We start from the raw sequence: 12,110 nt of genomic DNA, 5'->3' as shown, positions 1-12,110 counted from the left end.
TAATAAACTATTTTTTACTCTACTTGATGCTTTTTACAAAACAAAGCTGCTATCTTGTTTCAATTACAGGGCATTCTGTATTAAATTTATACCATATTTACATGGAGGGATACAAAATGGCTGATTCAATTCAAAAGGACGAATTAATGAAAAGGATTGCCGAAAAACGAAAGCTTATGATCAATGCAGCAGAACTCAATGGCTATACGAGTGGTGAAGTAGTGAAATACAGCCAGCAGCTGGATATGCTATTAAATAAATATCAGCAGATTGAGCTTGAAGAAAAAAATAAAACAAACGGGCCTTTTCGAGTTTTTGTGACAAAAATGAAATCTTTGACATTTCAAGAACCAGTTGTTTATCAAACCGCTGAAAAATAAATAGATTTTCTTCACAAATACCTCCTAATTAAAAAACCCTGATTATTCCCAGATGATAGGCGGTTTTTAAAGCATTAATTACAGCCTTCTTTAAGGAAAAATGATAAATAGCCCTCTTCTAATTTTTTTTCCCTCTAAATATAAAAAGGATTTTTATGCCTTTTTTTCATTCCCTAAATTCCGACAATTTCATTTTACATCGCAAAAAATGTCAATTCTGACAGAAATTTTTCAATACACTCGTCCTTTACGCTTTTGGATATTTTTGATAAGTTTAGATTGAAATGAGAAAACAGCACGGGTTTTAAGGGGGAGCAGAATGAAATATCGACGTCTGGGCCATTCTGGCTTAAAAGTTTCTGAGATTAGTTTGGGAAGCTGGCTTACATTTGGAAATACAATAAATGCAGGACAGGCTGAATCAATCATACATAAAGCATATGAATCAGGGATCAATTTTTTTGATTGTGCGAATGTATATGCAGGCGGTGAAGCAGAGAGAGTGATGGGAAAAGCTCTTAATTCCTTCCCGCGAGAATCCTTTGTTGTCACCACGAAAGCGTTTTGGCCAATGGGAGAAGGGCCAAACGATAGAGGCTTATCAAGGAAGCATATTATTGAACAGGTTCATGCAAGTCTCGCAAGGATGGAACTTGATTACGTTGATGTCTTTTACTGCCACAGATATGATCATGAAACACCTTTAGAGGAAACGCTTCGTGCAATTGATGATTTAATAAGGCAAGGGAAGATCCTTTATGCAGGCGTGAGTGAGTGGACAGCTGCTCAAATCCAGGAAGCAGTTAGTATTGCGGACCGCTTTTTATTAAACCGCATTGTGGTTAATCAGCCGCAATATAATATGTTTCATCGTGATGCAGAAGAAGAAATCATTCCAATGAGTGAGAAGAACGGGTTATCACAAGTGGCATGGTCACCGCTAGCACAAGGTGTTCTAACCGGAAAGTACAAAGAAGGCAAAATTCCTCAAAATAGCAGGGCCGCAAATGCAGAGGTCAACTCATGGGTAAAGAAAATTATAGATGATATTGTTACGCGAAAGGTTGAACTTTTAGAAGAAGTAGCCAACAACCTAAATATAACTATGGCTCAGCTTGCTCTCGCCTGGATTTTACGTCAGCCGAATGTTGCAAGTACTCTAGTAGGTGCCTCGCACCCGGATCAGATCGTGGAAAATGTTCAAGCATCTGAAGTGATTCTATCCTATGAAGTTCTTCAGCGAATTGAAGAAATATTGGCAATTTAATTATTGAAAAACCGAAGAAACTCCCGAAAAGGAGTTTTTCTTTCTTTGATAAATATTCCTCGTGCGCTTGTCGGGACTAAACGCGTGCTTCCGCTTTTGAATCCGTCCAGCTGCAGTACGCAGCCCCTCGAGGTCGCTTCAGAAAATCCAGCAAAGTCAAAAAACGACTTTGATGGATTTTCCTCCAGCGCTTGTCGGGGCTAAACGCGTGCTTCCGCTTTTGAATCTTGACATATTGTTTTTTTTCATCTATTATTATTCTGAATTCAAGATATTTTATTATTTAAAGGATTGATATTATGAACCATTCTGAACACTCTTTAAAGTCATTTGTAGTCCTTTCCAGAGCCTATCGCTCTATTAATGATTTGGCTAATAAACATATTACAACCTTTCAATTAAATCCTACTGAGTTTGCTGTTTTAGAGCTGCTGTACCATAAAGGAGATCAGCCTCTTCAGCAGATAGGCGGAAAAATCCTTCTCGCTAGCGGAAGCATCACTTATGTAGTGGACAAGCTTGAGCAAAAAGGATATTTAGCAAGAAAAGCATGCGATAAAGACAGAAGGGTCACATATGCACATATAACAGAAGAAGGAAAAAAATTGATGGAAGAAATCTTTCCTTCCCATCAGGAGAAAATTGATGATATTTTCAGTGTCCTTTCTGAGGATGAAAAAGCACAGCTGATCCAGCTTTTGAAAAAAGCCGGCTATAATGCAAAAGAACTTTCTTAACAAGCAGCTCATTTAGTTGAGCTGTTTTTTTATTCTCTTTTTTCGTTGAAGGATTTTCTTTCATTTTGCGACAAACCAGGACTTTATAGCCTTTTTAATAAAAAAATTAGGGATTCAATCATTAAATAACACTATCCAAGAAGCTGAATTTCCCTTGTTTCAGTCTTAATTTGCGAAAAGATAAGCCGCTGGAAGGAGGAGATTTTAGTGGCGTTACCGGATAAAACTGCTGGTACGCTCATCGACCTATATCTTTTAGAACTGGTATAGATTGGGTGATGGAAATATAATTATATTATAAAAATAAGTTCGCTTCTATTTCTACTAAACAAAAAGCTTCCTTTTTATATAGTAAATCTGAGAAATCTCTTAAATTATCACACAAATTTCATTATTTGTTATTTGTTTGTAAAATTCTTTCCATCAAAAATATTGCTTAGGTACAACTTCTTACTTGATCTGAAAGGCAGTATGCTTATTCTATCATTTTTTAAATTTGGAAATTTTTGAATGTTAAAAAAAGTTAAATAATGCTATTATCTTCATGTATTAAACATTTTTCGCTTTGCGAGAGGAGAAGGTATAGTTGAACAAAAAGTTTACTGCAATAGTTCTTGGTGCTGCTCTTACATTAACTGGTACAATTCCAATGGCCTCAGCCTCAGCATCATCACTTCCGAAAGAAAAACAGCTTTTAGAAAAGATGCAGCTTGTTCAGCAGCAATGGGACAAGCAAAAAAGCAGCCCTTCGTTTCTATCAGGAAAATTATCTGCTCTAAAGATTCAAAAAGAATCAGAGGTTAAGAGTTTCCTAAAAGAAAACAATGCAGTATACAAAGTCGATCCGAATGCTGATTTAATTTTGGTTAAAATTGAAAAGGACAATCTTGGCTTTACACATTACAAGTATGTGCAATCTATTAATGGTGTTCCAATTGAAGGTGCAGCTTTTACAGTGCATGTGGACAAGAATGGAAATGTAACGGCTACAAATGGAACTTTGCACCCTGATGCCTCCTCTAAAGTGAAAAGTGATACAAAGGCAAAGCTTTCCTCCAAAAAAGCGATTGAACTTGCCTGGAAATCCATTAATTTAACTAAAAAGGATACGTTTGTACCTTCACCTGCAGTACCAGCTCCTCTAAAGCCAAGCAATGTAGAAAACACAACAGAAAAGCATAATCTTCTTATTTACAATAAAGACGGTCAATACCATCTGGCCTATAAAGTGCAACTCCAATTCATCAAACCTTATGGTGCAAACTGGCAGATTTTTGTCGACGCGAAGGATGGCAGTATTCTTGATTCATTAAATGCTGTAGAAGATGCAGCCACAACAGGATCAGGCTATGGTGTTCTTGGCGATAAGAAAACCCTTAACACTTATTTCTCCAATAATACCTACTATTTGTATGATGTTACAAAATCAGCACAGACCGGTGTTATTGAAACCTTTACAGCTTCGAACGGGACAAGTTTGCCAGGTTATTATTCCGTAGACAGCGACAATGCGTTTAACAGCACATCTCAAAGAGCAGATGTTGATGCCCACTATTATGCCGGAAAGGTTTATGACTACTACTACAATACATTTGGCAGAAACAGCTTTGATAATGCAGGTGCTACAATCCGGTCAACTGTTCACTACAGCAGTAATTATAACAATGCTTACTGGAACGGCTCTCAAATGGTTTATGGTGATGGAGATGGCGTAACATTTACATCACTTTCCGGAGCACTTGATGTTGTGGCGCATGAGTTAACACATGCAGTGACTGAAAGAACAGCCGGCCTAAATTATTCTTATCAATCAGGAGCACTGAATGAATCAATCTCCGATACATTTGGTGTCTTTAATGATCCAGGAGACTATTTAATGGGAGAAGACGTTTACACTCCAGGTAAATCAGGGGATGCTTTGAGAAGTTTGTCAAATCCGGAAGCATATGGACAGCCAAGCACGATGAGCGGTTATGTGAATACTTCTTCTGATAACGGGGGCGTTCATACGAACAGCGGTATTCCAAATAAAGCGGCTTACCTTACTATTCAAAGCATTGGTAAATCAGCAGCTGGAAAAATCTACTACCGTGCCCTTACTCAATACATGACACCAACAACTAACTTCAGCAATGCACGTGCGGCACTTCTTCAATCCGCAGCGGATCTTTACGGCAGCGGAAGTGCAACCTATAATGCTGTTAAAAGCGCGTGGGATCAAGTGCAAGTATATTAATAGAAGCGGCTCTTCCTTAATTGGGAAGAGCTTTTTCATGCTTTAGACCTAGCAGCCTTGCTTCCTTCTATAAATATCTGATAACCGTACATCAGGACAGACTTTGCAAAAAAAAGAAAGAGCAGCTGATATGGCTTCATTCTCTTTAAGCGGGAAATGCTGTATTTCGATGTAAGACCTGTAAAGGATAAACAAAAAATAACCCAAAAACGAAGTTCAACAGTAAATATATAAAAAACTTTTCATAGGTTAATTTTAAAACCCATAATGAACCTGATAGAAACGGTCCGATAATAAAGGGTGTTTCACCTGTCGAATATCTGCTGTATTTTCTCTTAAAAACCCACCATTTTCGTTCTTGGGCTACATAGCTTTCAAGCATAATAACAAAGGCTCTTTTCTTAAACTTTGTTGCTCATGACCCTATATTTAGGCCTTGAAACCATTGGCAGGGCAAACTTTAAGAAAAGATGCCCCGATGCTTGTCTAAATGCGTGATAAAAGCGTGTACGAAAAACAACTATCTCTGCGAAAACAGCCATAACAAAAGACATAAATAAAGCGGCTGGAAGAAATCTTCTTATTGATTTAAGACCTAGAAAGGGAAGTGTCCCCCATGAAATAAGTATAATTAAATGATAAAAAAGTTTTGGCTGCATTTTCATCATCCCCTTTATATAAAAAGAATGTGCATTTTTACGGGGACGTTATTCAAGGCAAAGGAAAATTAAAGAAATGCAAATAAACTGAGGCAGTGCATAAGAAAAAGAAAAGTTTTATGACTGTACAAATAAGGGTAATATATCATCATAATAAAGAGTAAAGGATGATGAATGATGATCAATGAAGATATTCGAATTCAGGCATTAGTTGAAGGGTTAAATGAGGATCTTGCAAACGAGTATGCTGCTACTATTATGTATACATACAGCGCTGCAGTAGTCACAGGTTTTCATCGCCAAGTATTGAAGCCGTTTTTTGAGGGTGAAATCACGGACGAGTCAGGACACGCATTGTATTTGGCAGATAAAATCAGAACTCTCGGAGGGATTCCGACTACAACTCCTGCTCCAGTACCTCAGCTTACAGATGTCAGAGATATTTTAGAAGCAGCAAGAGATGCTGAAGCAGATACAATCAGACGCTATACGAAACGAATAGAACAGGCTGAAGAGCTTGGATTAATCGAATTGAAATTGAAGCTTGAAGACCTAATAGCTGACGAAACTAATCACAAAGAAGAATTGGAGCATTTACTGGCAGATCCTCGTCTCGTGTAAATGCAATCAGGCAGAGGCCAATCCTGAAAGGGATTGGCTATTTTTTTGACTTTTATTACATTGTAGGAACCCAATAGTGAAGGTAAAATTAGGGAGTAGTATTTTGAGAAAAAGGATGAGGTAAATGCAAGAAAGCCCCCATATGATCATGAAGAAAAGTTTATTAGAAAAAATGTTAACGGCGGTAACATTTGCAGCTTTGCTTGGTGTTTTTCTTTATTTAGGATTGATATGGCATTCACTGCCTAAAGAGATCCCTGTACATTTTGGAATAAACGGCAAGCCGGACAGCTGGGGTCAAACTGGAATGATCTGGGTGCTTCCTGTAATCGGATTACTCTTAAGCATTGTTTTTACTGCCCTAGAAGCCTTTCCGAACATTTACAATTTTCCTGTGCCTATTACAGAGAGTAATGCAGAAAAACAATATAATAACGCGAGGATGCTGCTTTGTCTCCTTAAAACAGAAATCAGTCTCTTCTTTGTTTATGAAACATGGCAATCCGCACAAATAGCGTATGGGGCAAAACATTCTCTGGGATTATGGAACATTCCTGTTTTATTTATCGTCGTTTTCGGTACAATAGGGATCTCTATTTATCGATCAATAAAGGCAAAATAATTGTAATTATGAAACAGTATGAAAAGGTGATATTTATTGAAAATGTACATATGGCTATCGATCCTTATTATCGTGCTCCTTTTAATTCTTTATATTGTTTTTTTAGAGATTAAAATGCATCAATACAGCTCAGGCGGGATTGAAAAAAAAGCAGATTATTTATTGCAAGTATTTAGAAAAAAACAAAGAAACGATTGCCATTGCTTCTGGGGGGAAAGGCGATGGTGAAAATATTACAGAAGCGGAGGCCATCCAAAAAGGACTGATCGCACTCGGAATTTCCAAGGACAGAATTATGCTGGAACAAAAATCAACCAATACCTTAGAAAACTTTCGCTTTTCTAAGCCTTTACTAAAAGAGCATTGGGAAAGGGGAGTTGTTGTTACGAATGACTACCATTTATATAGAAGTTTGATGATTGCAAAGGATAATGGTTTGCATGCAACAGCCCTCTCAGCGAAAACCCCATCAAATATCGTTATTCAGGCTCACTTCAGGGAATATTTATCGCTTTCGAAATACTTCCTAATAGATAAACATTTGGTACGGAGCTTTAAAAGGGAATAATTATTTGCCATTTTGAAAATTTCTTTTCTGAGTAGTAGGACCCGATGAGAACTTTTATGTAGTAAAATAAAAATATGACAGAAAGATCTTCCCTTATCTGAACAGGGGAGAAAGCTTGTATAGTTGAATAAGCTCTCTTTTAGGATTATAAAAAAAGATGCCCCGAAAATTCTCTTTCTGCGTGTGAATGGCAGCAATCTTTATATAGGCTCTTTTCTTAAATTTTGTTGTTTTCCCTTCATTTAAGAGAATATAAAGCAGAAGTACAACTGCGAATATTTTAAGAAAAGATGCCACGAAGCTAATCTTTATGCGTATCTAAGACCATATGAATAGAAACAATCTATACGAAATATGTAAACAGACATAAATAAAAGCAGCAAAAAGGAGGTTCCGCCCTTATTGGCTGGAGCCTCCTTTTTTTAATCAATTCTTTTCCGGTTTCTTTTCTATAGGCAGTATAAGTATTTCAACGCGGCGGTTTTTTTGTCTGCCAGCTTCCGAACTGTTTGAAGCGATTGGTTTATATTCGCCGAATCCTTTGGCGCTGAATGCCTGCGGATCAAGCTTTTTATTTTCAAGAAGGACCTTCATGAATTCTACAGCGCGCATCACGCTTAATTCCCAGTTGGACTGGAAACGTGAATTGCTGATTGGAATGTTATCTGTATGGCCGCTTACAATAATGTTTCTTGGCGGATCTGATACTAGAAGATTGGAAATTTCAGATGGGAGATTCCGGTCATTTCGGCGAATAGTTGCACTCCCTGAATCAAACAGGATATCATCATGAATTGTAATCAGTAAGCCTTCATCTGTTAATACAGCCTTGAGTTTGCTCTGCAGATTCTTGCTCTTAATATAGGCATTTACTTTTTTTTCAACATCCCGAAGCTTTTTTCTTTCGGAACTCTCTGACTTTTGTTTTTCCTTATCAAGTTTTTCCATTTCACCTTTTGGCACAGGGCTTGGATATTCCATCACGCCTGTACCGCCTGTAAATGTGCTGTTAAAGGCCCTGGAAAGCAACTGGAATTTTTGAGCATCTATTGAACTCATGGCGAAAAGAACGATGAAAAGAGCCAGCAGAAGGGTCAGGAGATCTGCATATGGAATCAGCCAAGATTCATCCATGTGTTCATCATGGTCTTTTTTCTTCCTTTTAGCCAATTTCCTGTTCTCCTTCTGTCTTAAGTTTTGCCCGTTCATATGCTGGAAGGTATGTAGCGAGTTTTTGCTCGATTGCTTTTGGCGCCTGACCCTCAAGCACAGACAATACCCCTTCAATCATGACCTGGCGAACCTTTGCCTCCTGTTTGGATTTCCGTTTCAGTTTATTGGCAAAAGGATGCCATAGAACATAACCTGTAAAAATACCCAAAAGAGTGGCAACGAAAGCAGCCCCTATTGCGTGTCCTAATTCATTTGTATTGTCCATATGAGACAAAGCTGCAATTAATCCGAGTACTGCTCCCAAAACTCCCAGAGTTGGCGCATATGTGCCCGCTTGGGTGAAAATAGCTGCACCTGAATGATGCCTTTCTTCCATTGCTTCTATCTCTTCCTGCATCACATCTCTGATAAATTCAGCATTTTGGCCATCCACAGCCATGCTGAGTCCGTTTTTCAGAAAGGGATCATCAACATCTGATATCTTTGCTTCAAGGGCAAGAAGTCCTTCCTTTCTGGCAACCTGTGCCCAATCTGAGAACAAAGGAATTAATTCCTGTATGGAAGGAATTTTCTTTTCTTTAAATAGAATACCGAAAAGCTTAGGTAGGTTTTTCAGCTCGTTTTTTGGAAAAGCAATGGTCACTGCACCCACTGTACCGAGCATAATAATCAGCAGGGCAGCGGGATTTAATAGAACCATAGGGCTTACCCCTTTAAATACCATCCCAACACCAACAGCTATAAATGCAATAATAATCCCTAATAATGAAGTTAAATCCATTGTTCACCTGTTCCTTTATCTCTTTCTTTACTTTTCTTATCGACACATTTTGCAAAAATCTTTAGGAAAAGTCCTGAAAATCTGAGTTGATAGTCAAAAGGAAATTTAGGATCAAGCATCGAATAATATGTTAGATGGCATAGATTAAGGAGGATTTTTAGATGAAATTTGAAGAATATGAATACAAAAGGCCGAATCTAGAAGAAATAGAAAAAGAATTTCTTGGATATCTTGATGAATTTAAGCAAGCTGATACATATGAAGAGCAAGATGAGGCTATGAAAAATATATACGAAAACCGAAATTATACAGACACGATGGCAAACCTTGTTTACATCAGGCACTCCATTGACACAAACGATGAATATTATAAAGAAGAACAAGACTTTATTGACGAACTAGAGCCTCATTTAAAAAAACTGCAGTCAAAATTCTACCAGGAGCTTGTCCAATCGAAATTCAGAAGCGAATTAGAAGAAAAGTGGGGAAACCAGCTATTTGGACTTGCTGAGAGCCAGCTCAAAACATTTTCTGACGACATCCTTCAGGATTTGCAGCAGGAGAATAAGCTTTCTAGTGAATACACAAAGCTTGTGGCGTCTGCGAAAATTGATTTTGACGGTAAAGAATATACGCTTGCCCAGCTGCAGCCTTTAATGGAATCAACTGATCGTGATGTAAGAAAGAGAGCGAATGAAGCCAGATTCCAATTTTTCTCTGGAAACGGTGAAAAATTTGATCATATTTATGATGATCTTGTAAAACTCAGAGACAAAATGGCTAAAAAGCTTGGTTTTTCAAACTTCATCGAACTCGGTTATGCCAGAATGAACAGGCTGGACTATGATGCCAAGATGGTAGAGGTATTCAGAGATCAAGTAGTGAAAAGCATTGTGCCTGTTGCAAGCAAGCTGTATGAAAGGCAAAAAAACAGAATAGCCCTTGATACGTTAAAATATTATGATGAGCCTGTAGAATTCACCTCTGGCAACGCCGTGCCAAAAGGTGATCCAGAATGGATCGTGCATAATGGAAAACAAATGTATAAAGAGTTATCAAATGAGACAGATGAGTTTTATCAATTTATGATTGAAAAAAATTTGCTGGATCTGCTTGCAAAGAAAGGAAAAGCTGCAGGCGGATATTGCACTTACATAGCAGATTACCAATCACCCTATATTTTTGCTAATTTTAACGGAACCGCTGACGATCTTCGGGTATTAACACATGAAGTAGGACATGCCTTTCAGGTTTTCATGAGCAGAAGCTTCGAGGTGACAGAATATCAGTTTCCTACCTATGAATCATGTGAGATTCATTCCATGAGCATGGAGTTTTTTACATGGCCTTGGATGGAATTGTTCTTTAAAGAAGATACCGAAAAGTATAAGTTCTCTCATCTGGCAGGGGCATTGTTATTTATTCCATACGGAGTGGCAGTAGATGAATTTCAGCATTTTGTATACGGAAATCCGGAAGCATCTCCTGTAGAACGCAGACAAGCCTGGAGGAAAATTGAAAAAAAATATCTCCCTCATAGAGATTATGACGGCAATGAATACTTAGAGAGCGGCGGATTTTGGCAAAAGCAGGGACATATTTATAATTCTCCGTTTTACTATATCGATTATACTCTGGCCCAAATTTGTGCTCTTCAATTTTGGAAAAGGCTTCATGAAAAGAAAGAAGAAGCATGGGAGAATTATTTGAATCTTTGCAAGCAGGGCGGAAGCAAATCATTTCTTGCATTGGTGGAAGAAGCAAAGCTTCAATCTCCGTTTGAAGAGGGCTGTGTAAAAGAGGTTGTAAACGATATAGAAGCATGGCTGAACAGTGTGAATGATCAAGCTCTTTAATAGGGACTGCTTAATAAGCGATAAGGATCAGCCGGGTCAGTCACTTTCCCGGCTGTTTTCTATAGGGGGAATATAATGAAGATATTGCAGGTCAATTTAGTAACTCATCAAATTGAGGAAATGAAGGAGTATTACACAAACATGCTTGAGATGAAGCTTTCCTTTGAGCGGGAAGACAGTTTTGCGGTATGGGCAGGAAATACAAGGCTCGTTTTTCAAAGTACCGAAGAACAGCCGTATTACCATCTCTGTTTTAGAACCAATGACAGGTATTTTGAAGAAATGTACAAAAAACTGAAACCTCAGCTCCTGTCAGATGATAAAGGAGAAACAAAGCTTTATTGGGAAGGAAACCAATGTTATTTTCTTGATCCGGATGGGAATGTCCTGGAGATGCTTGTTCGTTTTCCTGAGGATCAAAATAAAAAATGGTATGACGTTGGGGAAGTCGGACTCCCCTCAAAAAATGTGGATGAACTAAAAAAGGAACTTCTAACAAGCATTAATAATCATTTTCAAGAGAAATTGGATGATTTTAGATTTTTTGGAGATGAAAAAGGGGTTTTCGTGCTTACAAAGGAAGGAAGACCATGGTACCCGACAGAGAGGCCTGCATCTGTTCATCCGTTAGAAGTTTATATTGCTGGCAGCAGGGAAGAGAAGATACAATCAAAATCCTATCCATACACAATCGTTACAAAAAAAGAGTGGGATGGCAGAGTGCCGGTTGTGCAAATGAGGATTGCCAGGCCGACTGATAAATTGAAAGACATTATTCAGTTTTATGAAAAAGGTCTTGGCCTGGTAAAAGTGGGAGGATTCAAAGGGAAAGACCATCATGGATATGAAGGGGTTATGTACGGACTTCCAGGAACTGGTGTTCATCTTGAATTTACCACTCATGAAGAAGGCACTCCGTGTCCCGCACCTACAGAGGATAATTTGCTTGTATTGTATATTCCTGATAAGGATGCAATTGAGCAGATTTTTAGTAATTTAAAAAAACTGGGTTATTTGGCAGTCGAATCTGAAAATCCATATTGGGATGCAGATGGGGTGACGATTGAAGATCCTGATGGCTGGCGGCTTGTCCTGATGAATACAGTTGGTATTGGATAAAAAAAGCGTAAGGCACCCGTTATCGGCGCCTGGAGCTGGATTCAGTGCGCAAACTGTGTAAAGAAATATTATAAATTCTGATAGAATAAAA

Annotated in this window: 12 protein-coding genes and 1 pseudogene; 10 read left to right on the top strand and 3 right to left on the bottom strand. The window is 38.1% G+C overall.

Features of this window, described 5'->3' with window-relative positions; all coding sequences use genetic code 11:
• The first annotated feature begins 116 nt into the window (after nucleotides 1-116).
• The 4 genes from ACOT8F_RS17210 to ACOT8F_RS17195 all read left to right on the top strand — a co-directional run bounded on the left by ACOT8F_RS17210 (nucleotide 117) and on the right by ACOT8F_RS17195 (nucleotide 4,620).
• The gene (locus ACOT8F_RS17210) at nucleotides 117-380 is read left to right on the top strand and encodes a Spo0E family sporulation regulatory protein-aspartic acid phosphatase (protein ID WP_421653145.1); all 264 of its coding nucleotides are present in this window, start codon (nucleotides 117-119) and stop codon (nucleotides 378-380) included.
• Between the two features lie 319 nt (nucleotides 381-699).
• On the top strand, nucleotides 700-1,647 hold the full coding sequence (locus ACOT8F_RS17205; RefSeq protein WP_421653144.1) for an aldo/keto reductase family protein: 948 nt from the start codon (nucleotides 700-702) through the stop codon (nucleotides 1,645-1,647).
• Between the two features lie 299 nt (nucleotides 1,648-1,946).
• Nucleotides 1,947-2,384, top strand: coding sequence for a MarR family winged helix-turn-helix transcriptional regulator (locus tag ACOT8F_RS17200; protein WP_421653143.1), 438 nt, complete (start codon nucleotides 1,947-1,949; stop codon nucleotides 2,382-2,384).
• A gap of 649 nt (nucleotides 2,385-3,033) precedes the next feature.
• Nucleotides 3,034-4,620 (top strand): M4 family metallopeptidase, encoded by a 1,587-nt coding sequence (locus ACOT8F_RS17195; RefSeq protein WP_421653186.1) that lies wholly within the window; start codon nucleotides 3,034-3,036, stop codon nucleotides 4,618-4,620.
• 401 nt (nucleotides 4,621-5,021) lie between these two features.
• On the opposite strand, the gene ACOT8F_RS17190 is transcribed toward ACOT8F_RS17195, so the two are convergent.
• Nucleotides 5,022-5,279 (bottom strand): hypothetical protein, encoded by a 258-nt coding sequence (locus ACOT8F_RS17190; RefSeq protein ID WP_421653142.1) that lies wholly within the window; start codon nucleotides 5,277-5,279, stop codon nucleotides 5,022-5,024.
• Between the two features lie 177 nt (nucleotides 5,280-5,456).
• Here ACOT8F_RS17190 and ACOT8F_RS17185 point away from each other — a divergent pair, with 177 nt between their 5' ends.
• The 3 genes from ACOT8F_RS17185 to ACOT8F_RS17175 all read left to right on the top strand — a co-directional run bounded on the left by ACOT8F_RS17185 (nucleotide 5,457) and on the right by ACOT8F_RS17175 (nucleotide 7,090).
• Nucleotides 5,457-5,900, top strand: coding sequence for a ferritin-like domain-containing protein (locus tag ACOT8F_RS17185; protein ID WP_421653185.1), 444 nt, complete (start codon nucleotides 5,457-5,459; stop codon nucleotides 5,898-5,900).
• A 124-nt stretch (nucleotides 5,901-6,024) separates the two neighbouring features.
• Nucleotides 6,025-6,522 carry a DUF1648 domain-containing protein gene (locus ACOT8F_RS17180; RefSeq protein ID WP_421653141.1) on the top strand — a complete coding sequence of 166 codons (498 nt, stop codon included), beginning with the start codon at nucleotides 6,025-6,027 and terminating at the stop codon, nucleotides 6,520-6,522.
• Nucleotides 6,523-6,661: 139 nt separating this feature from the next.
• Nucleotides 6,662-7,090 carry a YdcF family protein gene (locus ACOT8F_RS17175; protein WP_421653140.1) on the top strand — a complete coding sequence of 143 codons (429 nt, stop codon included), beginning with the start codon at nucleotides 6,662-6,664 and terminating at the stop codon, nucleotides 7,088-7,090.
• A 426-nt stretch (nucleotides 7,091-7,516) separates the two neighbouring features.
• Here ACOT8F_RS17175 and motB read toward each other — a convergent pair whose 3' ends face one another.
• Both motB and motA read right to left on the bottom strand, forming a co-directional pair.
• Nucleotides 7,517-8,260: a flagellar motor protein MotB gene (gene motB / locus ACOT8F_RS17170; RefSeq protein ID WP_421653139.1), complete on the bottom strand. Its 744-nt coding sequence runs from the start codon at nucleotides 8,258-8,260 to the stop codon at nucleotides 7,517-7,519.
• Nucleotides 8,253-9,044 (bottom strand): flagellar motor stator protein MotA, encoded by a 792-nt coding sequence (gene motA, locus ACOT8F_RS17165; RefSeq protein WP_421653138.1) that lies wholly within the window; start codon nucleotides 9,042-9,044, stop codon nucleotides 8,253-8,255. The genes motB and motA overlap by 8 nt, the downstream gene beginning before the upstream one ends.
• A 161-nt stretch (nucleotides 9,045-9,205) precedes the next feature.
• Here motA and ACOT8F_RS17160 point away from each other — a divergent pair, with 161 nt between their 5' ends.
• The 3 genes and pseudogenes from ACOT8F_RS17160 (at nucleotide 9,206) to ACOT8F_RS17150 (ending at nucleotide 12,019) form a co-directional block, all read left to right on the top strand.
• Nucleotides 9,206-10,900 carry a M3 family oligoendopeptidase gene (locus ACOT8F_RS17160; protein WP_421653137.1) on the top strand — a complete coding sequence of 565 codons (1,695 nt, stop codon included), beginning with the start codon at nucleotides 9,206-9,208 and terminating at the stop codon, nucleotides 10,898-10,900.
• A gap of 75 nt (nucleotides 10,901-10,975) precedes the next feature.
• Nucleotides 10,976-11,284: pseudogene (locus tag ACOT8F_RS17155) on the top strand (VOC family protein); the annotation flags it as partial.
• A 351-nt stretch (nucleotides 11,285-11,635) separates the two neighbouring features.
• On the top strand, nucleotides 11,636-12,019 hold the full coding sequence (locus tag ACOT8F_RS17150) for a VOC family protein (protein WP_421653184.1): 384 nt from the start codon (nucleotides 11,636-11,638) through the stop codon (nucleotides 12,017-12,019).
• Nucleotides 12,020-12,110: the final 91 nt, after the last annotated feature.

The sequence above is a fragment of the Chryseobacillus diguaensis genome (genome assembly GCF_049220665.1).
Lineage (GTDB): Bacteria > Bacillota > Bacilli > Bacillales > Bacillaceae > Metabacillus_B.
This window is presented reverse-complemented; position numbering and strand designations above follow the sequence as displayed.